Origin of the sequence: Allokutzneria sp. NRRL B-24872, assembly GCF_002155965.1 — a bacterium.
In the GTDB taxonomy this organism is placed as follows: domain Bacteria; phylum Actinomycetota; class Actinomycetes; order Mycobacteriales; family Pseudonocardiaceae; genus Allokutzneria.
This window is the reverse complement of sequence record NZ_MUMH01000107.1, coordinates 1-24,738: the sequence shown is the minus strand read 5'-3', so window position 1 is coordinate 24,738 and position 24,738 is coordinate 1. Positions and strand designations below refer to the sequence as shown.

Below are 24,738 nucleotides of genomic sequence, written 5' to 3'. Positions count from 1 at the left end.
CAGGTTGTGGCCGTCGCGGGTGCAGACCTCGTGCTGCAGCTCCTCGACCTCGACGTAGAGGTCACCGGCGGGACCGCCGCCGGGGCCGACCTCGCCCTGGCTGGCCAGGCGCACGCGCATGCCGTCTGCGACGCCCGGGGGGATCTTCGCGCTGATGGTGCGCCGCGCGCGGACCCGGCCCTCGCCACCGCACTTCTGGCAGGGGTCGGGGATGACCTCGCCGCGCCCGGAGCAGGTGTCGCAGGTGGTCGGGCGGGAGTCGCCCGCCCCTGCCCCACCTGCCGCGGCTTCGGCGAGGTCATCCCCGACCCCTGCCAGAAGTGCGGTGGCGAGGGCCGGGTCCGCGCGCGGCGCACCATCAGCGCGAAGATCCCCCCGGGCGTCGCAGACGGCATGCGCGTGCGCCTGGCCAGCCAGGGCGAGGTCGGCCCCGGCGGCGGTCCCGCCGGTGACCTCTACGTCGAGGTCGAGGAGCTGCAGCACGAGGTCTTCACCCGCGACGGCCACAACCTGCACTGCACGATCCGCGTGCCGGTGACCGCGGCGGCGCTGGGCACCACGATCCCGCTGGAGACCCTGGACAGCGAGGAAGAACTGACCCTGGAGCCGGGCACGCAGCCCAACACGGAGCTGGTGCTCAGCGGGCGCGGCATGCCCCGCCTGCGCTCCTCCGGGCGCGTCGACGGCCGGGGCAACCTGCACGTGCACGTCGAGGTCGTCGTGCCCACCAAGCTCGACAGCAAGCAGTCCGACCTGTTGCGCCAGCTCGCCCAGCTGCGCGGGGAGGACCAGCCCGAGCTGGCCACCACCGGTCGCGGGCACGGCGGCGGCCTGTTCTCCCGGCTGCGCAGGCGTTGAGCTCCACCGCTGGCCTGCCGGTCTTCCTGGTGGACGCCCTGCCCGGGGGACCGGCCGCCGTGCTCGACGGCCCCGAGGGCAGGCACGCCGCGACCGTGCGCAGGCTGCGCGCGGGTCAGCGGCTCGTGCTCTCCGACGGCGTCGGCGGGCTCGCGGACTGCGACATCGAGCGCGTCGACGGCGACTCCCTGACGCTGGCCGTGCGCCGCGCCTGGCAGGAGCCGCCGCCCGCGCCACGTGTCGTCCTCGCGCAGGCGTTGATCAAGGGCGACCGCGGCGAACTCGCCGTCGAGCTGGCGACTGAAGCGGGCGTCGACGCCGTCCTGCCGTGGCGCGCCTCCCGCTGCATCGCCCGCTGGGACGACGGCCCGCGCGGGGCGAAGGCGCTGACCAAGTGGCGTTCCACCGCGCGCGAAGCGGCGAAGCAGGCCCGTAGGTCCCGCCTGCCCGACGTGGGCGAACCGGTCAGCACCAAGCAGCTCGCCGCCCTCATCGGAGCCGCGGCCGGAGCACTCGTCCTGCACGAGTCCGCCACCGCGCCCCTGACGGAGATCCCGTTGCCCGCGGACGGCGACCTGATCATCGTGGTCGGCCCGGAAGGCGGCATCACCGACGACGAGGTCGCCGCGTTCACCGCCGCCGGAGCCCGAGCCGTGCGCCTCGGACCCACCGTGCTGCGCGCATCGACCGCCGCCGCAGTGGCCCTCGGAGCCCTCGGAGCGCTCACCGGCCGCTGGCGAACATGATCACTCTCTGCGGCCAACGGATGTGTTGGCCCCGTACATAACCGAATGGGCGCATTAGGGGCTCGAACGGCCCCTATAGCTACCGGAGTATGTAGCGGACCCGCCTCGGCACGCGTTACTCTCGGTGGCCAACGGCAGCGGAGCCGCCCCGGCGACTCGCACCGTGAACGACCTCGGGTGACGGGCACCCGCAGGATCGCCGGACACCTCCCCCCTCGGTCCGGCACCGGCTGCGTCGCGGCGGAGTAACCCCCAGGCTCCGCCGCGACGCGTCTGTCCGGTCGCTGCGCGACCTTCCCGGCTTCCTCGCCCTCTCGCACGGCCACTAACCTTTGCGCATGAGTGCTTCGGGGTGTCTGTTCTGTCGGATCGTGGCGGGGGAGATCCCGGCGAAGGTCGTGCACGAGAGCGAGAACGTGCTGGCGTTCCGGGACATCAGCCCGCAGGCGCCGACGCACGTGCTGGTGATCCCGAAGGAGCACTTCCCGCACGCAGCCGCGCTCGCGCAGGCGCGGCCGGAGGTGACCGCTGAACTCGTGGCGGCGGCCGGAGCGATCGCGGAACAAGAGGGAATCGCCGAGGCGGGCTACCGGTTGTTGTTCAACACCGGAGAACAGGCCGGGCAGACGGTCTTCCACGCGCACCTGCACGTGCTGGGCGGCGAATGGCTCGGCGGGCTGGTCGGCGGGGAACTGCGGTAATGCGGTGGGGACCGCTCCGTCGGGGCGGCTAGCATCACCCTGTTCGGAAAAGGCACGCACACGGAAAGCAGGCCCGAGCGGATTTGGCCGGTAGCGCACAGGACGAGGCAGCCCGTTCCACCGAACCCAGCGGCGGGGGGCAGGACGGCGCGACCCGGGAGGGCTCGCAGTCCAAGCTGACCGTCCCCGATGACGCCTTGCTGGCGCTGCTGGGTTCCAGCGACGAGAACCTCCGCCTCGCGGAAGAACTGCTCGCCGCCGACGTGCACGTCCGAGGCAACGAGATCACCCTGTCCGGCGGCGCCCAGGACGTCCTGTTCGCCGAGAAGGTCTTCACCGAGCTGATCGCCATCGCCAAGGGCGGCCAGCAGGTCGGCCCCGACGCGGTCCGGCGCAGCGTCGCGATGCTGGCCACCGGCGGCAAGCAGTCACCGGCCGAGGTGCTCGGGCTCAACATCATCTCCAGGCGCGGCCGCACCATCCGGCCGAAGACGCTGAACCAGAAGCTCTACGTCGACGCCATCGACGCGCACACCATCGTCTTCGGCATCGGCCCCGCGGGCACCGGCAAGACCTACCTGGCGATGGCCAAGGCCGTGCAGGCGTTGCAGGCCAAGCAGGTCTCCCGGATCATCCTCACCCGCCCGGCGGTCGAGGCGGGCGAGCGGCTCGGCTTCCTGCCCGGCACCCTCTACGACAAGATCGACCCGTACCTGCGCCCGCTCTACGACGCGCTGCACGACATGGTCGACCCGGAGTCGATCCCCAGGCTGACCGCCGCGGGCACCATCGAGGTGGCACCGCTGGCATACATGCGTGGCAGGAGCTTGAATGATGCGTTCGTCGTGCTCGACGAGGCGCAGAACACCACGCCCGAGCAGATGAAGATGTTCCTCACCCGGCTCGGCTTCGGCTCCAAGATCGTGGTCACCGGCGACGTCACCCAGGTCGACCTGCCCGGCGGGCAGAAGAGCGGCCTGCGCGTGGTGCAGGACATCCTCGGCAAGGTGGACGACATCCACTTCTCGCAGCTGAACAGCCAGGACGTCGTCCGGCATCGGCTCGTCGGGGACATCGTGGACGCCTACGAGCGGTGGGGCGTCACCCAGGACAACGTGACCCAGGACGGTCAGCAGGACCGCGGCGGCAAGGCTCGGAAGGGACGCCGGTGAGCATCGAGATCGCCAACGAGTCCGGAGTGGCGGTCGAGGAGACCTCGATCGTCGCGGCGGCGCGCTTCGCGCTGGACCGGATGAACGTCAGCCCGCTCGCGGAGCTGTCGGTGCTGCTGGTCGAACTGGACGTGATGTCCGACCTGCACGAGCGGTGGATGGACCTGCCGGGCCCCACCGACGTGATGGCCTTCCCCATGGACGAGCTGGACTCCGCGCGCCGTCCCGACGCCGCCGGGGTGGGCCCCGCGCTGCTCGGCGACATCGTGCTCTGCCCGGCCTTCGCCAAGGACCAGGCCCGCAAGGCCGGTCACGCGCTGATCGACGAGCTGCACCTGCTCACCGTGCACGGCGTGCTGCACCTGCTCGGCTACGACCACGCCGAGCCGGAGGAGGAGAAGGAGATGTTCTCGCTGCAGAACAGGATTCTCGCCGACTTCCAGGCGCAGCGGGCCGACGAGCAGCGCCGCGCCGCCCAGCGCAGCGCCGACGACCGCGTGCTCGGCGCGGTCGGCCTCGACGAGGACCAGACCGGCGGCTGAACCCATGACCAGCTCCACCGCGCTGATCGTGTTGGCGGTGCTGCTCGTGCTCGCCGCCGGAGCCTTCGGCGCCGCCGACGCGGCGTTCGGCACCGTGTCCAGGGCGCGGGTGGACGCGCTGGTGCGGCAGGGCCGCCTCGGCGCGCGCCAACTGTCACTGGCCATTGAGGACAGACCGCGGCACATCAACCTGTTGTTGTTGCTGCGCTTGGCTTGTGAGCTGTCCGCGACGGTGCTCGTGACCGTGGTCTGCCTGCGGCACATCGACCCCGACTGGGTCGCGCTGCTCACCGCGGGCGTCAGCATGCTCGTGGTGTCCTACGTCCTCGTCGGCGTCGGCCCGCGCACCATCGGCCGTCAGCACCCCTACGCGGTCGGCATGATCGTCGCCGCTCCGGTGCGGGTGCTCGGCACGGTGCTGGGGCCGTTGAGCCGCCTGCTGATCCTGGTCGGCAACGCGATCACACCGGGCAAGGGATTCCGCGAGGGACCGTTCTCCTCCGAGGTCGAGCTGCGCGAACTCGTTGACATGGCGCAGGAACGCGGAGTCGTCGACGACGACGAGCGCGAGATGATCCACTCCGTCTTCGAGCTGAGCGACACCATCGCGCGCGAGGTCATGGTGCCGCGCACCGAGCTGGTGTGGATCGAGCGCACCAAGACCGTGCGCCAGGCGCTCGCGCTCAGCCTGCGCACCGGGTTCTCCCGCATCCCGGTGATCGACGAGTCCGTCGACGACGTGGTCGGCGTGGTCAACATCAAGGACCTCGCGCGAGCGTCCACTGTGGACTACGAGACCGCGTGCCGCACCACCGTCGACGAGCTGATGGGTCCCGCCGAGTTCGTCCCCGACTCCAAGCGGCTGGACGAGCTGCTCAAGGAGATGCAGCTCTCCCGCAGGCACATGGCGATCCTGGTCGACGAGTACGGCGGCACCGCCGGGCTGCTGACCATCGAGGACATCATCGAGGAGATCGTCGGCGAGATCACCGACGAGCACGACGCCGACGAGCGCCCTCCGGTGGAGGAGCTGGCCGACGGCGCGGTGCGCGTCTCCTCGCGGCTGCCGGTGGAGGACTTGGGCGAACTGTTCGACGTGGAGCTGGACGCCTCCGAGGTGGAGACCGTCGGCGGCCTGATGGCTCAGCGCCTCGGTCGCGTTCCGCTGCCCGGTGCGGAGGCCGAGATCGAGGGCCTGCGGATGCGCGCCGAGGGCGGCAAGGACCACCGGGGGCGGATGCGCATCACCTCCGTCCTCGTGCACAGGGCCACCAACGGCAACGGGCGCTCCGCCGATCGCGGCGAGGAGCGGGAGGGAGTCGACAGCCATGGCTGAGCAGCGGGAGCTCGACCCCGAGGACGCCAAGATCGTCACGCTGGCCAGGTCCGCGCGGGCCCGCACGGGAGCCGCCGAGGGCGCCGCGGTCCGCGACACCGACGGCAGGACCTACTCCGCGTGCACCGTCGCGCTGCCGTCGCTGCGCCTGACCGCGATCCAGGCCGCTGTCGCCGCCGCCGTCGCCAGCGGCGCCGAGGGCCTGGAGGCCGCCGCGGTCGTCACCGGAGCCGACGCCGTCGACGCCGATTCCCTCGCCGCCGTGCGGGATCTAACGCGTGAGGCCACCGTGCTGCGTGCCGACGCCTCCGGCACGGTGCTCGAAGTGCTCGGCTGACCTCGGGGTGAGCTGCTGGGGGATGGCGCGTTCGGCCAGCACCTCGTCGACGTAGTCCAGCAGCAGCCTCCGCTCCCGGCGCCACCGGCGCTGGAAGTGCAGGCCGATCAGGACCATGTACGCGGGTGGCAGCAACAGCCACACCAGGAACAGCGCGATCCCGGTGCCGTCGCGGGCGAGCTCGGACCAGAGCATGGTAGTGACCTTAGTCACGCAGCGGTCGGCGTCGAGCACTCCACGTGAGCGCCCGCCGATCGGGCGACCGCGTCCCGGGTGACACCCCGCGAGCCCCACGCGCGTCGCCCCTTGCGCGAGCACGCAACCCACCCCGCTCGCCCAGCTGCCCGGCACTCCGCCCGCGCAGCCGTCCGGACGCCTTTGACGCGAGCGAAAGCCACCCTCGCTCCCTCATCCGCCCAGAACGTCCCGCACGCCGGAATCCCCAGCGCGACCGCCCCTAGAACGAGCCCGCGCGGCACTCCGCCCCGGCGGTCCCACAGTCTTCAAGACCACCACACCCATGTCCCGGAGGTCTCAAACCACCCCGCCCCCGGCGTCCCAAGCCCTCGCGCCATCCCGAACCCGGCGAACGCGGGCGAAAGCCACCCTCGCGACAACCATCTCCGCCGAGTTGTCCACATCGGACCCCGTTGTCCACAGATCCCCGACGAGGCCCACCCAGCACCCCGAAACCACCGCATCCTCAAGTCATGCCGAGCAGCCGCACGGTCATCGACCTCGATGGCCTCGCCACCGTCTTCCCGCACCAGGTCGCCAAGCTCAGTTCCTTGGTGGCACTGGGAATCAGCTCTCCGACCGCCTACCGCCGCTGCCAGCCCGGCGGCCGGTGGCGCACGCTGTTCCCGGGCGTGCTCCTGCTCAGCTCCGCACCGCCCACCCGGGCGCAGCTCGTCCAGGGCGCGCTGCACTTCGCCGGGCAGGACGCGATGGTCAGCGGGCACGACGCCCTCCACCTGCACGGCGCCTTCACCACGGAGGCGGGCGGGCAGGTCCACCTCCTCGTGCCGCACGGCAGACAGCTGCGCGGCTCCAGCACGCTCATCGTCGAGCGCACCAGGCGGATGCCACAACCGGTGCTGCGCAAGGGATTCCTGACCGCGCCGGTGCCCAGAGCGCTGCTGGACACGTTGCGCGCCATGCGACATCCGATGGCGATGCGCGCGCTGCTGCGGGAAACCGTGCTCCGCTACCACCTCAACCCGGCGGACCTGTTGTGCGAGCTGTCCCTGGGCAGCACGCGCGGTTCGGCCTTCCCCAAGCGGTTGCTGGCCGAGCTGACCGACCCGCGCGCGGTGGAGTTCTCGCCGCGCCGGGTGGTGCAGCTCTCGGGCGTGCCGAAGCCGAGGTGGAACGTGAGCGTCCGGGACGAGGGCGGCGACCTGATCGGCTGGGCCGACGCGTGGTGGGACGACGTCGGCATGGCGTGGCGGGTTGTGGAGAACAGCCTTGCCGGACTCACCGGGCCGGAGCTCACCAGGACCGGCGTGATCGTGGTGCGCACAGCCAAGAGCCACCTCCTCGGTGACGCGGCGGACGTCGCCGAGGAGCTCCGGAGGGCCTACGCCCGAGCGGTTCGCAGACCACGACCCCGGGTGGTCGCGGCGTGACGGGCGTAGAGGGGGTGGCCTTCACCGATGCCCCCGACAGCGTGGAGGCCACCCCGTCCCTCGCGGTACCGGGAGGGCTCCGGTCAGCAGCCGACCAGGTGTCCGGCCAGGTAGGACTCCAGCTTGTCCATGGCGACCCGCTCCTGGGTCATGGAGTCGCGCTCCCGCACGGTGACCGCGTGGTCGGTGAGGGTGTCGAAGTCCACGGTCACGCAGAACGGCGTGCCGATCTCGTCCTGGCGGCGGTAGCGCCTGCCGATGGCGCCCGCGTCGTCGAAGTCCACGTTCCAGTTCCTGCGCAGCTGCGCGGCCAGGTCGCGGGCCTTGGGCGAGAGGTCGGAGTTGCGCGAGAGCGGCAGCACGGCCGCCTTCACCGGGGCCAGGCGGCGGTCAAGGCGCAGCACCACGCGCTTGTCCACCCCGCCCTTGGCGTTGGGGGCCTCGTCCTCGGTGTAGGCCTCCAGCAGGAACGCCATCATCGGCCTGCCGACGCCCGCGGCGGGCTCGATCACGAACGGCCGGTAGCGGGAGTTCGTTGCCTGGTCGAAGTACATCAGGTCCACGCCCGAGTGGTTGGAGTGCGTGGTGAGGTCGAAGTCCGTGCGGTTGGCGACGCCCTCCAGCTCGCCCCACTCCTGCCCGGCGAAGCGGAAGCGGTACTCCAGGTCGACCGTGCGCTTGGAGTAGTGGGAGAGCTTCTCCTTGGGGTGCTCGTAGTGCCGCAGGTTGTCCTGGGCGATGCCGAGGTCGGTGTACCAGCGCGTGCGCTCGTCGATCCAGTACTGGTGCCACTCCTCGTCGGTGCCCGGCTCGACGAAGAACTCCATCTCCATCTGCTCGAACTCGCGGGTCCGGAAGATGAAGTTGCCCGGGGTGATCTCGTTGCGGAAGGACTTGCCGATCTGGCCGATGCCGAACGGCGGCTTGCGGCGCGCGGTCGTCTGCACATTGAGGAAGTTGATGAAAATGCCCTGCGCGGTCTCGGGCCGCAGGTAGTGCATGCCCTCCTCGGTCTCCACCGGGCCGAGGTGCGTGCGCAGCAGGCCGTTGAACATCTTCGGCTCGGTGAACTGGCCGCGGTTGCCGCAGTTGGGGCAGGGCACGTCGGAGAGGTCGCCCTCGATGAGCTGCTTGCCGGTGCGCTCCGAGTACTCCTCACCGAGCTGGTCGGCGCGGTAGCGGCGGTGGCAGGACTGGCACTCCACCAGCGGGTCGACGAACTCGGCGACGTGGCCGGAGGCCTCCCACACCTCACGGGGCAGGATCACCGAGGAGTCGAGGCCGACGACGTCCTCCCGGCCCTGCACCATGAACTTCCACCACTGGCGCTTGATGTTGTTCTTCAGCTCGACGCCGAGCGGACCGTAGTCCCACGCGGACCGTGTACCGCCGTAGATCTCGCCGCAGGGGTAGACGAAGCCACGGCGCTTGCAGAGGCTGACGACGGTCTCGATCTGATCGGCGGGCACGAACGCTCCAGGCTGGTTTGTACGAGCACTACTTCAGGAGTTCGCAAGCGTAGCGGCCCTGCTCACCGGCCCCGACACGGGATTCGAGCGCGCTCGCGGTACCCCGGAGCGCCCGGCGCGCACCCGTTTTCACCCGGTCGTGCCGTGTACGGCTTTCAATTAGACATGCAATCGTGCGCATATGAAGATTTGTCCCCTCGGGGTGATCGACACGGTCACCGGAACCAGAGGAGCGACCATGAGCGCGGCACTCGACCACCGCCCCGCGGAGACCCACCAGCACACGCACGGCCCCGGCTGCGGGCACGACGCGGTCCTGCACGGTGACCACGTCGACTACCTGCACGACGGCCACGTGCACCGCGAACACCGCACCCCGGAAGGAGTCCACTACGACGAGTGCGACACGTGCCAGTGCGCCGACTGCTCCGACAACTGCGCGGTCTGCACGTGCGCCGACTGCTCGTGCCCCACGTGCAACCACGCCACGTGCCAGTGCTCGGGGTGCTCCGACGCGTGCCAGAACTGCACGTGCGCCAACTGCTCCTGTCCCACCTGCGAGCACGCCGCCTGAGCCCGAAACCCCCGTTTCGTACTCATAGCGGGAAATAGAGCGCTCCCATTGGCCGCTACGAGTACGAAACGGGTCAGCGGGGGGTGGAGCGGGGTTGGGCGGCCTCGCCGAGGCGGACCGTGCCCGCGTCCTGGGCCAGCAGGCTGGTGTGGTCGGTGACGGCGCCGCCGGTGGCCTCGGCGAGGATCTCGTAGGCGGCGGGCTCGTCGGGCAGGGCCGCGGAGAGCAGCGGGATCACGTGCTCGCGGACCTCGAAGGGGGAGAGCGCGCGGCGGTAGGCCACCACCGACTCGAACTCGACCACCAGCACCCAGCGGTCGGCCTCGTCGGTCGCCCTGGCGAGGCGGCCGGACAGGCAGCGGGGTTGCGCGGTGAGCAGTTCCAGCGCCCGGCGCGCGCGGGCGGTGAAGGTCTCGACCTCGGCCTCGGTCACGGCGAAGCGGCATACCAGCAGCACGACCCCATCCTGGCAGGATGGCCGCGCGCCCCGCTCCGGTGGGCGTCGAGGACGAGGAGGGGTCATGAACCAGCGCAGGTCGCCGCGCGCCCAGCTGATTCCCGGCAGCGGGCCGCTGTCCCGGGTCCCACCGGCCGCGGCGTTCTTCGGAGTGCTGGTGCTCTTCGTCGCGGGCGTGCTGATCAAGGGTGTGCTCGGCGCCGTCCTGCTCGGCCTGCTGTCGCTGGGCGTGCTGGGCCTGCTCGTGGCGGCGTGGCCGGTGCTGTCCCCGGTCGACCGGCTGATGCGGTTCGCGGTGTTCGCGATCATGGTCGCCGTGACGATCTCGGTACTGGGCTGACCGGGGCCGGGCCGAGCACAGGCGAACACGATTACCGTCGTCTCCTAGAATGGCGAGTAGCCTTGCGCTCCCGGGTGCCCTCCGGCTCCCGGCGCTGCCGATGTCCGCTCGTGACGGCGAGATCCTCCGTTCGCGGAGGCGGCCAGGCAGAGTGATGGAGAGGAGCCATGTCCGCCGTGAACCAGGACCCCACGTCGCCGGCACCGCACGGCGTTGCGGACGGTCCCGTTCTCGCGCCGGTCGAGGCCGCTCCCACCGCCGAGCACGTGCACTCCCACGACCGCACGCCACCACCGCCCGCACCGCGCCGCGACTCGAAGTCGCTGGTCGCGGCGGGTGACCTGCTGCGAGCCCTCGCGGCGCCCGTGCGGATCGCCATCGTGCTCCAGCTGCGCGAGTCCGAGCGCTGCGTGCACGAGCTCGTCGACGCGCTCGGCGTGACCCAACCCCTGATCAGCCAGCATCTGCGCGTGTTGAAGTCGGCCGGTGTGGTGCACGGCGAACGGCACGGCCGCGAGGTCGTGTACCGGCTCGCCGACGAGCACCTGGCGCACATCGTGATCGACGCCGTCGCGCACGTGGAGGAAGCGTGACCATCAGCGAACGGCCGACCCCGTCGGTGCCGGGCCTGCGGGCGACCAAGCAGCGGGCGGCGGTGTCGAAGCTGCTCGACCAGCTCGACGAGTTCCGCTCCGCCCAGGAGATCCACGAGGAGCTCCGGCGGCGCGGCGAGGGCATCGGCCTGACCACCGTCTACCGCACGTTGCAGAGCCTGGCCGACGCCAGCGAGATCGACGTGCTGCGCACCGGCTCCGGCGAGGCGATGTACCGCCGCTGCTCGGCGCACCACCATCACCACCTGGTGTGCCGCACCTGTCAGCGCACCGTCGAGGTCGAGGGACCCGCGGTCGAGCGCTGGGCGGAGAAGATCGCGGCCGAGCACGGCTTCTCCGAGGTCAGCCACACCATCGAGATCTTCGGCACCTGCGCCGACTGCACCCGCGCCTAGCTACTCGTAGGGCATCTCCGGGACCGGGATCTGCTTGATGCTCGTGACGGTCAGGGACGGCGTGTAGGAGTTGGCCTGCGTGGAGGTGCCGGGCTGGATGCGGCCGGTGACCTCCACCCAGCTGTCGACCGCGTAGCCCGACACGCTCGGCTCCTCGGCCAGGCGCACGCGCACCGGCGTCGCGTCGGCGGCGCAGCAGCCCATGACCAGGCGCGCCATCAGCGTGGAACCCTTGTCGTGCACGATGAACCCGCTCATCCGGACCGTGCGGTCGTTGAGCGTGTTCGCGTCGTCCCACGCGGAGCGGGTGACGAAGTCGGTCATCGTGATCGGCACGACGTCACCCGGGGGGAGCGGGTCGAACGCGGCTCCGCCGGTCTTGCGCTCGCTCTGCGCGACCGAGCGGCCGTCGTTGCGGGTCACCGAGTCCGAGCCGAGCGCGGGCGGGGCGATCAGGAAGATCGCCAGCACCGGCAGCATCAGCATCCAGCTGCTGCGGCCGTGCGCGTGACCGTGGCCGTCGTCGTGCGAGTGCCCGCCGGAAGCGCCGGCGGAAGCGCGCACGTGCTGCTTCAGGTCGCGCGCGATCGCGAAGAGCGCGAGCAGCACCATCACCGCGCCCGCCGCGAGCACGAGCCACTGGAACGAGGGCTTCACGTAGTTCAGGTAGGCCCCGGTGAGCCCGATCTTGAGCAGCGCCCCACCGAGCAGCACCAGCAGGATGTTCTGCGTCTCGCGCCTCATCGCACCCCTCCGAAGACCACCAGGCCCGCGCCGACCGCGCACAGGACCGCCACCACGAACGTCAGCGGGGCGAAGCGCGCGGCGAACGGGCGGCCGAACGCGCCCGCCTGCATCGCGATCAGCTTCACGTCGACCGCCGGACCCACCACGAGGAACACCAGCCTGGGCAGCAGCGGCAGCATCGACAGCGACGCCACCACGAACGCGTCGGCCTCGCTGCACAGCGCCAGGACCACCGCGAGCACCGCCATCACGATCACGCCGAGCACCACCTGGCCGCCGAGCGAGGTCATCCACGAGCCCGGGACGATCACGTGCAGCGCCGCCGAGGTGACACCGCCGAGCACCAGGAACCCGCCCGCCTCGACGAGGTCGTGCCGCGCGGTCTCGGCGAAGATCGCGAACTTCGAGTCGCCCGCCTTGGGCTCGTGCCTGCGCAGCGCGCGTTCGGCGATCCACTCCGCCTTGCCCAGCCGCAGCCACAACCAGCCCATGACCACCGCGGTCAGGAACGAGCCGAGGAAGCGCGCGAGCACCATCAGCGGCTCGCCGGGGAACGCGACGGCCGTGGAGACCAGCACGATCGGGTTCACCGCTGGCGCGGCCAGCAGGAACGTCAGCGCGGCCGCCGGAGCGACGCCCTGCTGCATCAACCGGCGGCTCAGCGGCACCGAGGCGCACTCGCAGCCCGGCAGCGCCATGCCCGCGATCCCGGCGACCGGAACGGCCAGCGCGGAGTTGCCGGGCAGTGCCCTGCGCAGGGCGCTCATCGGCACGTACGCCGCGATGAGGCCGCTGAGCAGCACGCCGAACACCAGGAACGGCAGCGCCTGCACGCACACGGCGACGAAGATCGTCGAGCCGGTGCGCAGCTCGGGCACGTTGAAGAACTGGGTCAACGGGTCGCGGAAGACCAGTGCCAGCACGAGCACGAGGCACAGCACTTCCAGCGATGACGGAACCCAGCGGCGGCGCTCAGGAGCCTCGGGCTCGGCCTCGGTGGTCGTGGGCACGGGGGACGTCACGCAGGACATGGTGCCAGGCCGAAGCGACAATCGTTACCAACGACCGCCGGGTCACGCGCGGTGGCGCGGGCTCCTCGGTCGCAGCAGGTCGGGCGCTGCCAGCGCGTCCCGCAGCTTGGAACTGTTGCCGATCATGATCCCGAAGAGCGTGCCGAGCGCGTCCTTGCTCAGCCCCTCCGCCGGGAACTCGTAGCGCAGCGTCATGTCCATCTTGCCGTCGTTGCGCGAGATCACCGGGGTGCCGCCGAAGGGCAGCTCCGAGGCGCGCTCGATCGCCGACAGCGCCAGCTCGGTGTCCTCGGGCAGGTTGACCGCGACCACGCACATCAGGCTGAGCACGACCAGGCCCTCGGCGAGCTGGGCGGCCTGCACCATCCACGGGATGCCGGAGTGCTCGAAGAACAGCACGCCCTCGTCGTCGACGCGCACCTCGTGATAGGCCTCAAGGGCATCGCGCGCGCGGCCCAGCAGCGCCGCCGTGTTCGCCGCCTCGGTCACTGCGCGCTCACCTTGTTCGGCACGGCGCCGCCGTAGCGGCGGTCCCGCTTCGCGTAGAGCTCGCAGGCGTGCCACAGGTCGCGGCGGTCCATGTCCGGGAACAGCTTGTCCAGGAAGACCAGCTCGGCGTATGCGGACTGCCAGAGCAGGAAGTTCGAGGTCCGCTGCTCGCCGGAGGTGCGCAGGAACAGGTCGACGTCGGGCATGTCCGGCTCGTCGAGGTAGCGCGCCAGCAGCTTCTCGGTGATCTTCTCCGGGTTGATCTCCCCGGCGGCCACCCTGCGGCCGATCTCCCGCGCCGCGTCGGCGATCTCCGCGCGCCCGCCGTAGTTGACGCACATGGTGAGCGTCAGCACGTCGTTGTCCTTGGTCTGCTCCTCGGCGGCCTCCAGCTCCTTGATCACGCTGCGCCAGAGCTTCGGCCGCCGCCCCGCCCAGCGGACGCGGACACCGATGGAGTCCATGTAGTCCACCTGGCGGTGGATGGTGTCGCGGTTGAAGCCCATCAGGAACCGGACCTCGTCCGGGCTGCGCTTCCAGTTCTCGGTGGAGAAGGCGTAGGCCGAGAGCCACTTCACCCCGGCGTTCACCGCGCCGTTGACGAGCTCGATCAGCACGGCCTCGCCGCGCTTGTGGCCCTCGATCCTGGGCAGGCCGCGCTCCTTGGCCCAGCGGCCGTTGCCGTCCATCACCAGCGCGATGTGCTTGGGCACGAAGTCGGCGAGCACGGGCGGGAAGGTCGCGCCGGAGGGGTGCGCCTCGGGGGCCTGGATGTCGGTCCGCGTGCGGCCGGAACGCCGTCGCAGCATGGGTTCGCCTTCTTTCCTGCGAGTTCAGCCGTCGATCCTACGCAGTGCCCGAGCGCGGGATAGCGTGGCCTCTCGTGATCTCTCCGGCCGTTCGGCTCACCGTGTGCCGGGACTGCTGTTGCGGCAACGCGACCAAGCACCCCGACGTCGACCACGACGCGCAGCTCACCCGGCTGCGCGAGATAGCCGCCGCGACCGGGGCCGCGGTCACCGTCTCCGACTGCCTCGACGTGTGCGAGCACGCCAACGTCGTCGTGGTGCACCGCAAGGGCGGCCGGCCCGAGTGGTTCGGCTTCGTGAAGGGCGACGGAGTGCTCGACGACCTGCACGAGTGGATCAAGGGCGGCGGGCCCGTTCCGGACACCCTTGAACTGCACCGGATCTCCCCGCCCGTGCGGTCCTGAGGACGGCTGCGAGAATGACGGGCGTGACCAGCCCCCAAGACGCACACCGGTCCGGGTTCGCCTGCTTCGTCGGCCGCCCCAACGCGGGCAAGTCGACCCTGACCAACGCGCTGGTCGGTTCCAAGGTCGCGATCACCTCGGACAAGCCGCAGACCACCCGGCACACCATCCGCGGCATCGTGCACCGCGAGGACGCGCAGCTGATCCTCGTCGACACCCCCGGTCTGCACCGCCCGCGCACGCTGCTCGGCCAGCGGCTCAACGACCTGGTCATGGAGACCTGGTCGGAGGTCGACGTGATCGGCCTGTGCATCCCCGCCGACCAGAAGGTCGGGCCCGGCGACAAGTTCATCGCAAGCGAACTCGCCAAGATCGCCAAGAAGACCCCGGTGATCGGCATCGTCACCAAGACCGACCTGGTCGGCCCGAAGCAGGTCGCCGAGCAGCTGCTCGCGCTGCAGCGGGTGATGGAGTTCGCCGAGCTGATCCCGGTCTCCGCGGTGAACGACTACCAGGTCGGGCTGCTGTCGGACCTGCTGGTGCAGCGGCTGCCGGCCGGCCCGCAGCTCTACCCCGAGGGCGAGCTGACCGACGAGCCGGAGCAGACCCTGGTCGCGGAGCTGATCCGCGAGGCCGCGCTGGACGGCGTCCGCGACGAGCTGCCGCACTCCATCGCGGTCACCGTCGAGGAGATGCTGCCGCGCGAGGGCCGCGACGACATGCTGGAGATCCACGCCGCGCTGCACGTGGAGCGGCAGAGCCAGAAGGCGATCGTGATCGGTCGCGGCGGCGAGCGGCTGAAGCAGGTCGGCATGGTCTCCCGCAAGCAGATCGAGAAGCTGCTCGGCACCAAGGTCTACCTGGACCTGCGGGTGCGGGTGGCCAAGGACTGGCAGCGCGACCCCAAGCAGCTGCGCCGCCTGGGTTTCTGACGGCGCTTTGTCGGTGGGAGGTGCGAGAATCCGGTGGTGAGTCTCTACCGCGACACCGGAGTGGTGCTGCGGGTGCAGAAGCTCGGTGAGGCCGACCGCATCATCACGCTGCTGTCCCGCCAGCACGGCAAGGTGCGCGCCGCCGCGAAGGGCGTGCGCCGCACCAGCTCCCGCTTCGGCGCGCGGTTGGAGCCGTTCTGCCACGTGGACGTGCAGTTCTACACGGGGCGGACGCTCGACGTGGTGACGCAGGTGGAGACGGTGGACGCCTTCGGGCCCGGCATCGTCGGCGACTACCCGCGCTACACCGCCGCGTGCGCGGTGCTGGAGACCGCCGACCGGCTCTCCGCCGAGGAGGGCGAGCCCGCGCTGAAGCTCTACCTGCTCGTGGTCGGCGCGTTGCGCGCGCTGTCCGGCAGGGAACGCGACCCGGCGCTCGTGCTCGACGCGTTCCTGTTGCGCGCCATGTCCTTCGCCGGGTGGGCGCCCGCGCTGACCGAGTGCGCGCGCTGCGGCACGCCCGGCCCGCACCACTCCTTCAGCGTGCCCGTCGGCGGCGCGGTCTGCGGCGGCTGCCGTCCCGCGGGCGCGGCGAGGCCGACAGCGGACACCTTCCGCCTGCTCGACGCGCTCCAGCACGGCAACTGGCCGGTCGCGGAGGGCATGCCCAACACCACCCGCAGGGAGAGCAGCGGCCTGATCGCCGCGCACCTGCAATGGCACCTGGAGCGGCAGCTGAGGTCGCTGCCGCTGGTGGAGCGCAACCGGGTCGCCGAGGTGCCGTGATGACCGTTCGTCCTTACCGCCCAAGCGATTTCGACGCCGTGCACCTCATCTGCAAGGCCACCGCGGACGCCGGAGCGCCGATGATCGGCCTGCCGGACCCGGACATCGTCGGCCACTGCTTCGCGGGCCCCTACGTCACCTTCGAGCCCGAGCTGGCGTCGGTCCACGAGGACGAGCAGGGCGTGGCGGGCTACGTGATCGGGGCGCTGGACTCGGCGGCCTTCGAGGCCCGTTGGCGCGCCGAGTGGTCGCCGAAGTTCATCGAGAGCCACCCGCCGCCCTCGATCTCCGCCGAGCCCGAGGCCGACGCGTGGCTGCGCGAGCTGCTGCACAACCCGTCGTCCCCGGCCGCCGTGGAGTTCCCCGACCACCCCTCGCACCTGCACATCGACCTGCTGGCGCGAGCCAGGGGAGCGGGAGTCGGCCGCCTCCTGCTGGAGGCGCTCTTCGATTCCTTGCGCGCCAAGGGTTCCCCCGGCGTGCACCTGCTCGTCGGCCAGACCAACACGGCGGCCATCGCGTTCTACCGCGCAGTCGGCTTCACCGAGCTCACCACGTCAGTCCCCGGCCTGGCCGCCTTCGGCATGCGCCTGGACTAGAGCCTGCGAATGTCCAGCGCGGTCTCGGCCACCCTGCCGTCAGCGTCGCGCTCGACCAGGTAAGCGCCGGAGTTCTTGCGCTCCGCCAACGCTTCCACGAGTTCGGTGCCGCGGTAGAGCAGGCCAGCGCCATCGTCGGTGCAGTAGGTCCGGCCCAGCTCCCCGGACGCCACGCCCGCGTGCACGAGAGGGCGCCGCCGTGCTTCGGAGTCGTAGTGCACGCCGTTGTCGAACGGCAGGAAACCCAGGCCGTTGTCGATCAGCCGCAGCTCCGGGCCGAAGGAGTCGGTCGGGCCACCCTTGTGCCAGCAGATCGAGCCCGCCGACACCCCGGCCAGCACGACACCGCTCTGCCACGCCTCGCGCAGCACCTCGTCGACGCCGTGCAGCCGCCACAGCGCGAGCAGGTTCGCGACCGAGCCGCCCTGCACCCACACCGCGTCGCACTCCAGCACGAAGCCGCGCAGATCGGCGGTCGGCGGCATCGGGAACAGGTTGAGGTGCCTGACCTGGTAGCCCGCCACGTCGGCGGCCTCGGTGAAGTCGGCGTTCCACGAGCGCTGGTCGCCGATGGCCGTGGCGACGTGGCAGATCCGCGGCGCGCGACCGCTCACTCCGGCCAACTCGACGGCGTGGTGCACCAGGGGCGCGAACTCGATGCGGGTGCGGTCTCCCGCGCGGTAGCCACCCGAGGTGGCGAGGATCGTCGGCTGCTCAGCGGGCATGCGCAGATCCTGCCAGGCGGACCCGGCAGATGCGGAGCGTGATCCTCTGTCACCATGGAGGTCGTGACGGAACCGGCCACGAGGAAGCGCCCCAGCCGTGCGCGCTGGGTGCGGCGAGCCCTGTTCGGCGCCGTCCTGGTCGCGGGGCTCGTCGTCAGCGGAACAGCCGCGCGGGTCTGGCAGGTGGCGCGCTCGGACGATCAACGACCTGCGGACGTCGTCGTCGTGCTCGGCGCGGCGCAGTACAACGGCAAACCCTCCGAAGTGCTCGAAGCGCGCCTCGTGCACGCGCAGCGGCTCTACGCGCGCGGTGTCGCCAAGACGATCGTCACGGTCGGTGGCGCGCGCGAGGGGGACGCGTACAGCGAGGCTGAGGCGGGCAAACGATGGCTGCTCGGCAGCACCACGCGCACGGGCGACGCGAAGGAACCGTTGCCGTCGGACCGCGTGGTGGCGCTGACCACCGGATCGGACACGCTCGGCAGCATCCGCGCGGTCGCCGAGGAGGCGAAGCTCCAGGGCTGGAACAGCGCGGTGATCGTCAGCGACCCGTGGCACTCGCTGCGCTCGCGGACCATGGCGCAGGACTTCGGCCTGTCCGCGTGGGCGTCACCGACGCGCAGGGGCCCGATCGTGCAGACCAGGGAAACGCAGATCAACTACATCGTCCGCGAGACCGGCGCGCTGCTCTACTACCGCCTCACGCACGCGCCCGCCAACGACCACACGGGCGTCGGCTGACCGCTCAGCCCGGGGCGGCGTGTACTTGAAGACCGGCGAACCCCTGAGGCCGTCGCGCGCCCTACGCTTGCCCGCGTGACGAGCGCCGACTACACCCACGAGGACGCCGAGCGGCTGTACGACGAGCCCCCCAAGCTCGCCGCTGGCCTGTGGAGCGGCGCCGAGGACCGCAGCGACTTCGCGAGGGACCGCGCGCGCGTGCTGCACTCCGCCGCGCTGCGCCGCCTCGCGGCCAAGACGCAGGTCGTGGGTCCGGGGGAGGGCGACGTCCCGCGCACGCGGCTGACCCACTCCCTCGAAGTCGCGCAGATCGGCCGGGGCATCGGCGCCGCGCTCGGCTGCGATCCCGACATCGTCGACACCGCCGGGCTCGCCCACGACATCGGTCACCCGCCGTTCGGCCACAACGGCGAGCGCGCGCTCAACGAGCTTTCCCAGTCGTGCGGCGGTTTCGAGGGCAACGCGCAGACGCTGCGCATCCTCACGCGGCTCGAACCCAAGGTCCTCGGGCCGGACGGTCGCGGCTACGGCCTCAACCTCACGCGCGCGTGCCTGGACGCGGCCACGAAGTACCCGTGGGCGCGCAAGGAGGGCAGGGTGAAGTTCGGCGCCTACGCCGACGACCTGCACGTGCTCGACTGGGTCCGCAAAGGCGCCCCGAGCGAGCACAAGTGCCTTGAAGCTCAGGTCATGGACTGGTCGGACGACGTCGCGTACTCCGTGCACGACGTGGAGGACGGTGTCCTGTCCGGCCGCATCTCGCTGCGCGCGCTCACGCACCCCGACGAGGTCACCGCGCTCGCGGAGCTCGCCGCGCACAACTTCTCCGACGAGCCCGTCGCGGACCTCGAAGCCGCTGCGACACACCTGCTCCAACTCGACGCCGTGCGTGCGCTGGCGGAGCACGAGTACGACGGCTCGCTTTCCGCGCAGGTCGCCTTGAAGCAGCTCACGAGCGAACTTGTCGGACGGTTCGCGTCGGCAGCCGTGGTCGAGACGCGGCGCGTGCACGGAGACGGACCGCTGCGCCGCTACGACGCTGATCTGGAGATCCCGCACCAGGTCGCGGCCGAAGTCGCGTTGCTGAAGGCCGTCGCCCTGCGCTACGTCATGAGCGACCCCGAGCGACTGGGTCTCCAGCTCCGCCAACGGCAAATGCTCACCGAACTGCTCGCTGTCCTCGGAGACATGGCTCCGCACGCCCTCGATCCGGCATTCCGCCCCGCGTGGGAAGCGGCGACGACGGACGCCGAACACCTCCGCGTGCTCATCGACCAGGTTTCGCTGCTCACCGACACCCAAGCGATCGCGTGGCACAAGCAGCTCATCCGCAGGAACTGAGCTGTCACACCTCGATCGGCGGTCTCGTCCACTGGGTGAACCGCCGATCGAGGAGGGCGCAATGCCACGCATTCCCGTTGTCCAGTACGCCAAGGCCAGCAGGCTCACCCGGTTCTTCTACCGCTTCGCCAAGCGCAAGTTCGGCGCGGTGCCCGAGCCCATGTCGGTCCTCGCGCACCACTCCGGCGCACTGGTGTCGTGGTCGCTGATGGAAGGCAGCTTGGAGAAGGCGCTCCGCACGCTGCCCGGGAGTCTGCGGGACTTGGCGGTCTACCGCGTCGCCACGCTCGTCGGCTGCTCGTGGTGCGTCGATTTCGGCACCATGAAGCAGCGGCTCGACGGTCTCGACATCGAGCGCCTGCGCGAGATCGACGACTACGCCACTTCGGATCGCTTTACAGAGACCGAAAAGCGCGCGTTGGCGTACGCGGACGCGATGACCGCGCAACCGCCAACGGTCACCGACGAGCAGGTCGCGGAACTCGACGCCGAACTCGGCCACAAGGGGCTCGCCGAACTGACGTTCGTGATCGGCGTCGAGAACCTCCGCGCACGCTGCTTCCACGCTCTCGGCATCGTCGACCAGGGCTTCACCTCGGGCGACGCGTGCCAGGTGCCCTTGCCTTAGCGCCTAGAACTCGGCTGCCTAGAACTCGACAGTGGTCAGCTTGTCGGGGTTCACGACGTCGTACATCGCGGCGATCCTGCCGTCGCGCACGATGAACGCGGTGACCCTGCGGTCGACCGCCTTGTGCTCCTCGGAGCCCTCCGTTCCCGCGAAGAGCATGCCGAGGTCGCCGTTGATCAGCACGAAGCGCAAGCCCGCCGCGTCCGCCATGACCCCGTACATGCGCATGAGGCCCACGGTGAAGCGCGAGATCTTGTCCGCGCCGACCATCCGCTGAGCCGCCGTGCGCGCCTTGCCGTCGCTGTCGCCGATGAGCACCGCGTCCGGGTGCAGCACCTGGGCGATCGCGGCGGGGTCGCCGGTGGCCATCGCGGCCAGGAAGCTCTCCAGCACGCGGCGCTGCTCCGCGAGGTCCACGCGGGGTGGCGCGTCCGCGTCCGCGACCGCCTTGCGGCCCCGCGACGCGTGCTGGCGCGCAGCGGCGACCGAACAGCCCAACATGTCCGCGATGTCCGCGAACGGCACGCTGAACGCGTCGTGCAGCACGAACGCCACACGCTGCTCCGGCGACAGTTCGTGCAGCACGACGAGCGCGGCCATGCGCACGCCGTCGTCCCGCACTACGAGATCCAACGGGCTCGCTTGCTCTGGCACACCCACGGGGCGCACCACGGGCTCAGGCAGCCACTGACCGACATAGCGCTCACGCCGCGCCGCCGCCGACTTCAAGCGGTCGAGGCAGAGCCTGCCGACCACGGTCGTCAACCAGCCGCGCAGGTCACGGATGTCCGCGGTGTCCGTGCCGGACAGCCGGAACCACGCCTCCTGAACAGCGTCCTCGGAGTCCGCGAGCGAGCCGGTGATCCGGTACGCGACACCCAGCAGGTGAGCCCTGTGCTCGGTGAACCGTTCGGCGAGCGCGTCGTCCGTGGAGGTCACAGGCTCGATTGTGGCCCATACCCACAGCCCGCGACGCGAGCGGCCTAGACTCGGTCACCGTGGCAGGCAGGATTCGGGAAAGCGACATCGCGCAGGTACGGGATCGCAACCGGATCGACGACGTCATCGGCGAGTACGTGGCGCTGCGACGCACCGGTGGCGCGGTCAAGGGACTGTGCCCGTTCCACGACGAGAAGACCCCGTCGTTCAACGTGCGGCCCAGTCACGGAACGTTCCACTGCTTCGGCTGCGGCGTCGGCGGCGACGTCATCAGCTTCATCCAGCAGTACGAGCACCTGAGCTTCACCGAGGCCGTCGAACGCCTCGCCGCGCGCGTGGGCGTCCAGATCGTCTTCACCGGCGGCGGCACGGGCAGCGTGCAGCGCGACCGCGGCACGAACTCGCGGATGCTGGAGGCGCACAAGATCGCGCACCAGTTCTACGTGGAGCTGCTGTCCACCCCCGAGGCGCAGGCCGCGCGGGACTTCCTCAGCGAGCGCGGCTTCGACGCCGACGCCGCGGCGAACTTCGGCTGCGGCTACGCGCCCTCGGGCTGGGACAAGCTCACCAAGCACCTCCTCGGGCGTGGTTTCGAGCTGACCGAGCTGTACAAGGCCGGGCTGTCCAAGGAAGGCCGCCAAGGCCCGATCGACCGCTTCCACAAGCGCCTGCTGTGGCCGCTCAAGGAACTCGCGGGCGACGTCGTCGGCTTCGGCGCGCGGCGCATCCACGACGACGACCCGATCCAGGCCAAGTACGTCAACACGGCCGAGTCGCCGATCTTCAAGAAGTCCAAGGTGCTCTTCGGCATCGACCTCGCCAAGCGCGAGATCGCCCGCCGCCACCAGGCCGTCGTCGTCGAGGGCTACACCGACGTGATGGCCATGCACCTCTCCGGCGTGCCCACCGCCGTCGCCTCGTGCGGCACCGCCTTCGGCTCCGACCACATCTCGGTGCTGCGCAGGCTGATGCTCGACGACGCCGAGTTCCGCGGCGAGGTGATCTTCACCTTCGACGGTGACGAGGCCGGCCAGAAGGCCGCGATGAAGGCGTTCGAGGACGACCAGAAGTTCGCGTCCAAGACCTACATCGCGATCGCCCCCGACGGCATGGACCCCTGCGAGCTGCGGCAGAGCAAGGGCGACACCGCCGTCCGCGACCTCGTCGCCCGGCGACAGCCGCTGTTCGAGTTCGCCATCCGCCGCATGCTCGCCGACCACGACCTCGACCGGGCCGAGGGGCGGGTGGAGGCGCTGCGCCGCACCTCCCCGCTGATCGCCCAGATCAAGGACTCCGCGCTGCGGGACGAGTACGCGCGGCAGCTCTCCGGCTGGCTCGGCTGGGACGACACCGCCGAAGTGCTCCGCCGCGTGCGCGTCGCCGCTGGCCAGAGCCCGGACGCGCGGGCAGGGCGGCAGCGCAGGCCGCAGCCGGTCGACCCCGACCAGGGCGCGCTGCCCGTCGAGGTGCCCAGCGGTCCGTCCCGGCCCGACCCCCGCGACCCGGGCCTGCGGTTGCAGCGCGAGGCGATCAAGGCCGCGCTGCAGATCCCCGCGCTGGCCGGTCCGGTCTACGACTCGCTCCCCGACGAGGCGTTCACCCACGACGCGTACCTCGCGCTGCACCAAGCGGTTCTGGCCGCCGGGGGCACCTCGTGCGGGCTCGCGGGCGCCGCGCTCAGCAGCTCGGTGTCCGAGCACTGCCCGGAGACGCTGCGGTCGATGGTCACGGAGCTGTGCGTCGAACCGCTCCAGCTGCCGCCCAAGTCCGACGACGACAGCCGCTACGTCAACGGCGTCCTGTCCGCGTTGCAGGCGAACCTCGTCGGCAGGCAGATCGCGGAGATCAAGTCCCGGCTCCAGCGCATCTCCCCGGTGACCGACCGCGACGAGTACCACGCGCTGTTCGGGGATCTGGTAGCCCTTGAGGAGTACCACAAAGGACTGCGCACCCAGGGGACGGCATCGCGGTGAGTGGATGGTGGAAGCGGACCGTCGAGCGGTTGACCGGTGGGGCCAAGCTGCCCGCTGGCTTCACCGAGACGTTGGAAACCGAGGAGAACGTCGTCGCCATCGCTGACGTGCGCAGCGGCGGGCATCTCATCGCGTCCTCGCACGGCCTCTGGCTGCCCGAGGACTCCGGCGCGCACCGGCGGGTCGGCTGGCACCTGATCAGCAAGGCCGGGTGGGCCAACGGCTCGCTCACCGTCACCGAGGCCGAGGAGACCGGGACCGCCGGTGAGGCCGTGCTGCTGACCGACCGCGCTCCGCGCCGCTACGTGCTCAGCGAGTCCGGGAAGCTGCCCGAGGCCGTCCACAAGCGCGTCACCGGGTCGATCAGGTCCACCCACCGCAGGGACCTGCCCGGCGGCGGCGCGTGGTTCGTCCAGCGCAAGATCCCCGGCCGCGACGGCTTCGTGCTCCAGGTGCGCGCCGACCCCGGCACCGACATGTCCCTCGTCGAGCCCATCGCCGTCGAGGTCGCCGAGAAGCTCCGGCAGGCGCGCTCCGCCGAGAACTGACCCCTGTCAGGGCCCTTCCCACGACCACCGCTCGCCCTATACAGTACGTACGTACGGTTTTTATGGAGGTGTGCATGTGGGACCCCGCCCAGTACCTGGCGTTCGCCGACCACCGCGCTCGACCGTTCCACGAGCTGGTGGCCAGGATCGGCGCTTTTGAGCCGAGAGCGGTCGTCGACCTCGGGTGCGGTCCCGGCAACCTGACGACCGTCCTCGCCGAGCGCTGGCCGCGCGCCCGCCTGGAGGCTCTGGACTCCTCCGCCGAGATGGTCGAGGAGGCCCGCCGCCGCGGCGTCCCCGCCGAGGTCATGGACGTCGCCAGGTGGAGCCCCAAGCCCGACACCGACGTCGTCGTCTGCAACGCCGTGCTCCAGTGGGTTCCCGGCCACGCCGAACTGCTGCGCGGCTGGCTGGAGGCGCTGCCCTCCGGCGCGTGGTTCGCGTGGCAGGTGCCTGGCAACTTCGACGCGCCGTCCCACGTCATCCTGCGCGAGCTCGCCACCGCCCCTCGGTGGAACGACTCCCTCGGCTCCGCTCTGCGCGACGAGCAGCCCGTCCACACCGCGCACGAGTACGCGTGCCTGCTCGCCGACGCCGGCTGGCACGCCGACGTCTGGGAGACCACCTACCAACAACGGCTCTCCGGCGCCGATCCTGTGCTCGACTGGGTCGTCGGCACCGCGCTCCGCCCCGTCCGCGCCGCCCTCTCCGACAGCGACTGGGCCGCGTTCCTCGCCGAACTGGCGCCCCGCCTGCGCTCCGCCTACCCGCAGAGCGCCGACGGCAGCACCTGGTTCCCGTTCCGCCGCGTCTTCGCCGTCGGCCAGAAGCCCGCCTAGCACCTGTCGTCGGGGGTTGGGGTGTCTTCAAGACCCCC

General features: G+C 70.9%; 31 protein-coding genes and 1 pseudogene. 22 read left to right on the top strand and 10 right to left on the bottom strand.

What is annotated here, in order from left to right:
- On the bottom strand, positions 1 to 120 hold a 120-nt coding region (locus CCN37_RS42420; protein ID WP_371505015.1), incomplete at its 3' end, for a DnaJ C-terminal domain-containing protein.
- 126 nt (positions 121 to 246) lie between these two features.
- On the opposite strand from CCN37_RS42420, the pseudogene CCN37_RS26030 reads away from it, so the two are divergent.
- The 7 genes and pseudogenes from CCN37_RS26030 to CCN37_RS26000 all read left to right on the top strand — a co-directional run.
- Positions 247 to 858 (top strand): annotated as a pseudogene (locus CCN37_RS26030) (DnaJ C-terminal domain-containing protein); the annotation flags it as partial.
- Complete coding sequence (locus tag CCN37_RS26025) at positions 855 to 1,604, top strand: 16S rRNA (uracil(1498)-N(3))-methyltransferase (protein WP_086825713.1); 750 nt, start codon at positions 855 to 857, stop codon at positions 1,602 to 1,604. The pseudogene CCN37_RS26030 and the gene CCN37_RS26025, both read left to right, overlap by 4 nt.
- A gap of 338 nt (positions 1,605 to 1,942) precedes the next feature.
- Entirely contained in the window at positions 1,943 to 2,305 is a 363-nt protein-coding gene (locus CCN37_RS26020; RefSeq protein WP_086825711.1) for a histidine triad nucleotide-binding protein, read from the top strand.
- Between the two features lie 83 nt (positions 2,306 to 2,388).
- On the top strand, positions 2,389 to 3,477 hold the full coding sequence (locus CCN37_RS26015; RefSeq protein ID WP_086825709.1) for a PhoH family protein: 1,089 nt from the start codon (positions 2,389 to 2,391) through the stop codon (positions 3,475 to 3,477).
- Positions 3,474 to 4,019, top strand: a complete 546-nt coding sequence (gene ybeY / locus CCN37_RS26010) for an rRNA maturation RNase YbeY (protein ID WP_086825707.1) — start codon at positions 3,474 to 3,476, stop codon at positions 4,017 to 4,019. The genes CCN37_RS26015 and ybeY overlap by 4 nt, the downstream gene beginning before the upstream one ends.
- Before the next feature lie 4 nt (positions 4,020 to 4,023).
- On the top strand, positions 4,024 to 5,355 hold the full coding sequence (locus tag CCN37_RS26005) for a hemolysin family protein (RefSeq protein ID WP_086825705.1): 1,332 nt from the start codon (positions 4,024 to 4,026) through the stop codon (positions 5,353 to 5,355).
- Positions 5,348 to 5,692, top strand: a complete 345-nt coding sequence (locus CCN37_RS26000) for a hypothetical protein (protein WP_086825703.1) — start codon at positions 5,348 to 5,350, stop codon at positions 5,690 to 5,692. Before CCN37_RS26005 ends, CCN37_RS26000 begins: the two co-directional genes overlap by 8 nt.
- Here the strand turns inward: CCN37_RS26000 and CCN37_RS25995 are convergent.
- Positions 5,627 to 5,887 carry a hypothetical protein gene (locus tag CCN37_RS25995; RefSeq protein ID WP_086825701.1) on the bottom strand — a complete coding sequence of 87 codons (261 nt, stop codon included), beginning with the start codon at positions 5,885 to 5,887 and terminating at the stop codon, positions 5,627 to 5,629. The genes CCN37_RS26000 and CCN37_RS25995 overlap by 66 nt on opposite strands.
- A gap of 515 nt (positions 5,888 to 6,402) precedes the next feature.
- On the opposite strand from CCN37_RS25995, the gene CCN37_RS25990 reads away from it, so the two are divergent.
- Positions 6,403 to 7,320: a hypothetical protein gene (locus tag CCN37_RS25990; RefSeq protein WP_086825699.1), complete on the top strand. Its 918-nt coding sequence runs from the start codon at positions 6,403 to 6,405 to the stop codon at positions 7,318 to 7,320.
- An 83-nt stretch (positions 7,321 to 7,403) separates the two neighbouring features.
- Here the strand turns inward: CCN37_RS25990 and CCN37_RS25985 are convergent, their stop codons facing one another.
- On the bottom strand, positions 7,404 to 8,789 hold the full coding sequence (locus CCN37_RS25985; protein ID WP_086825697.1) for a glycine--tRNA ligase: 1,386 nt from the start codon (positions 8,787 to 8,789) through the stop codon (positions 7,404 to 7,406).
- A gap of 238 nt (positions 8,790 to 9,027) precedes the next feature.
- Between CCN37_RS25985 and CCN37_RS25980 the strand changes: the two genes are divergently transcribed.
- Complete coding sequence (locus CCN37_RS25980; protein ID WP_086825695.1) at positions 9,028 to 9,363, top strand: hypothetical protein; 336 nt, start codon at positions 9,028 to 9,030, stop codon at positions 9,361 to 9,363.
- A 73-nt stretch (positions 9,364 to 9,436) separates the two neighbouring features.
- Here CCN37_RS25980 and CCN37_RS25975 read toward each other — a convergent pair whose 3' ends face one another.
- Complete coding sequence (locus CCN37_RS25975) at positions 9,437 to 9,820, bottom strand: antibiotic biosynthesis monooxygenase (RefSeq protein WP_086825693.1); 384 nt, start codon at positions 9,818 to 9,820, stop codon at positions 9,437 to 9,439.
- A gap of 64 nt (positions 9,821 to 9,884) precedes the next feature.
- On the opposite strand from CCN37_RS25975, the gene CCN37_RS25970 reads away from it, so the two are divergent.
- From CCN37_RS25970 to CCN37_RS25960, 3 genes are all read left to right on the top strand, one after another.
- Complete coding sequence (locus CCN37_RS25970; protein ID WP_246843313.1) at positions 9,885 to 10,160, top strand: hypothetical protein; 276 nt, start codon at positions 9,885 to 9,887, stop codon at positions 10,158 to 10,160.
- 167 nt (positions 10,161 to 10,327) lie between these two features.
- A complete protein-coding gene (locus tag CCN37_RS25965) occupies positions 10,328 to 10,753 on the top strand; it encodes a metalloregulator ArsR/SmtB family transcription factor (protein ID WP_086825690.1) in 426 nt (141 codons plus the stop codon).
- The gene (locus tag CCN37_RS25960) at positions 10,750 to 11,169 is read left to right on the top strand and encodes a Fur family transcriptional regulator (RefSeq protein ID WP_086825688.1); all 420 of its coding nucleotides are present in this window, start codon (positions 10,750 to 10,752) and stop codon (positions 11,167 to 11,169) included. Before CCN37_RS25965 ends, CCN37_RS25960 begins: the two co-directional genes overlap by 4 nt.
- Here the strand turns inward: CCN37_RS25960 and CCN37_RS25955 are convergent, their stop codons facing one another.
- The 4 genes from CCN37_RS25955 to CCN37_RS25940 are packed head-to-tail and all read right to left on the bottom strand — an operon-like array spanning position 11,170 to position 14,245.
- Positions 11,170 to 11,913, bottom strand: a complete 744-nt coding sequence (locus CCN37_RS25955) for a TIGR03943 family protein (protein ID WP_086825686.1) — start codon at positions 11,911 to 11,913, stop codon at positions 11,170 to 11,172.
- The gene (locus CCN37_RS25950; RefSeq protein WP_086825684.1) at positions 11,910 to 12,947 is read right to left on the bottom strand and encodes a permease; all 1,038 of its coding nucleotides are present in this window, start codon (positions 12,945 to 12,947) and stop codon (positions 11,910 to 11,912) included. The genes CCN37_RS25955 and CCN37_RS25950 overlap by 4 nt, the downstream gene beginning before the upstream one ends.
- A 42-nt stretch (positions 12,948 to 12,989) precedes the next feature.
- Positions 12,990 to 13,436, bottom strand: coding sequence for a hypothetical protein (locus tag CCN37_RS25945; protein ID WP_086825682.1), 447 nt, complete (start codon positions 13,434 to 13,436; stop codon positions 12,990 to 12,992).
- Positions 13,433 to 14,245 carry an isoprenyl transferase gene (locus CCN37_RS25940; protein WP_086825680.1) on the bottom strand — a complete coding sequence of 271 codons (813 nt, stop codon included), beginning with the start codon at positions 14,243 to 14,245 and terminating at the stop codon, positions 13,433 to 13,435. Before CCN37_RS25940 ends, CCN37_RS25945 begins: the two co-directional genes overlap by 4 nt.
- Positions 14,246 to 14,319: 74 nt before the next feature.
- Here CCN37_RS25940 and CCN37_RS25935 point away from each other — a divergent pair, with 74 nt between their 5' ends.
- The 4 genes from CCN37_RS25935 to CCN37_RS25920 are packed head-to-tail and all read left to right on the top strand — an operon-like array spanning position 14,320 to position 16,966.
- Positions 14,320 to 14,649 (top strand): (2Fe-2S) ferredoxin domain-containing protein, encoded by a 330-nt coding sequence (locus tag CCN37_RS25935; protein ID WP_246843312.1) that lies wholly within the window; start codon positions 14,320 to 14,322, stop codon positions 14,647 to 14,649.
- Positions 14,650 to 14,663: 14 nt separating this feature from the next.
- A complete protein-coding gene (gene era, locus CCN37_RS25930; protein ID WP_086825675.1) occupies positions 14,664 to 15,581 on the top strand; it encodes a GTPase Era in 918 nt (305 codons plus the stop codon).
- 36 nt (positions 15,582 to 15,617) lie between these two features.
- Entirely contained in the window at positions 15,618 to 16,367 is a 750-nt protein-coding gene (recO, locus tag CCN37_RS25925) for a DNA repair protein RecO (RefSeq protein WP_086825715.1), read from the top strand.
- Positions 16,367 to 16,966, top strand: coding sequence for a GNAT family N-acetyltransferase (locus CCN37_RS25920; RefSeq protein WP_210408200.1), 600 nt, complete (start codon positions 16,367 to 16,369; stop codon positions 16,964 to 16,966). Before recO ends, CCN37_RS25920 begins: the two co-directional genes overlap by 1 nt.
- Here the strand turns inward: CCN37_RS25920 and CCN37_RS25915 are convergent.
- A complete protein-coding gene (locus CCN37_RS25915; protein WP_086825671.1) occupies positions 16,963 to 17,691 on the bottom strand; it encodes a peptidase E in 729 nt (242 codons plus the stop codon). The genes CCN37_RS25920 and CCN37_RS25915 overlap by 4 nt on opposite strands.
- Before the next feature lie 63 nt (positions 17,692 to 17,754).
- Between CCN37_RS25915 and CCN37_RS25910 the strand changes: the two genes are divergently transcribed.
- From CCN37_RS25910 to CCN37_RS25900, 3 genes are all read left to right on the top strand, one after another.
- Positions 17,755 to 18,432, top strand: coding sequence for a YdcF family protein (locus CCN37_RS25910; RefSeq protein WP_246843311.1), 678 nt, complete (start codon positions 17,755 to 17,757; stop codon positions 18,430 to 18,432).
- A gap of 75 nt (positions 18,433 to 18,507) precedes the next feature.
- Positions 18,508 to 19,773: a deoxyguanosinetriphosphate triphosphohydrolase gene (locus CCN37_RS25905; protein ID WP_086825667.1), complete on the top strand. Its 1,266-nt coding sequence runs from the start codon at positions 18,508 to 18,510 to the stop codon at positions 19,771 to 19,773.
- Between the two features lie 61 nt (positions 19,774 to 19,834).
- Positions 19,835 to 20,401 carry a carboxymuconolactone decarboxylase family protein gene (locus CCN37_RS25900; RefSeq protein ID WP_086825665.1) on the top strand — a complete coding sequence of 189 codons (567 nt, stop codon included), beginning with the start codon at positions 19,835 to 19,837 and terminating at the stop codon, positions 20,399 to 20,401.
- A gap of 18 nt (positions 20,402 to 20,419) precedes the next feature.
- On the opposite strand, the gene CCN37_RS25895 is transcribed toward CCN37_RS25900, so the two are convergent.
- Positions 20,420 to 21,349: a sigma-70 family RNA polymerase sigma factor gene (locus tag CCN37_RS25895; RefSeq protein WP_168200862.1), complete on the bottom strand. Its 930-nt coding sequence runs from the start codon at positions 21,347 to 21,349 to the stop codon at positions 20,420 to 20,422.
- A 50-nt stretch (positions 21,350 to 21,399) separates the two neighbouring features.
- Here CCN37_RS25895 and dnaG point away from each other — a divergent pair, with 50 nt between their 5' ends.
- From dnaG to CCN37_RS25880, 3 genes are all read left to right on the top strand, one after another.
- Positions 21,400 to 23,313 carry a DNA primase gene (gene dnaG, locus CCN37_RS25890; RefSeq protein WP_086825661.1) on the top strand — a complete coding sequence of 638 codons (1,914 nt, stop codon included), beginning with the start codon at positions 21,400 to 21,402 and terminating at the stop codon, positions 23,311 to 23,313.
- Positions 23,310 to 23,861 (top strand): hypothetical protein, encoded by a 552-nt coding sequence (locus CCN37_RS25885; RefSeq protein ID WP_086825659.1) that lies wholly within the window; start codon positions 23,310 to 23,312, stop codon positions 23,859 to 23,861. Before dnaG ends, CCN37_RS25885 begins: the two co-directional genes overlap by 4 nt.
- Positions 23,862 to 23,935: 74 nt before the next feature.
- Complete coding sequence (locus CCN37_RS25880; protein ID WP_086825656.1) at positions 23,936 to 24,700, top strand: trans-aconitate 2-methyltransferase; 765 nt, start codon at positions 23,936 to 23,938, stop codon at positions 24,698 to 24,700.
- Positions 24,701 to 24,738: the final 38 nt, after the last annotated feature.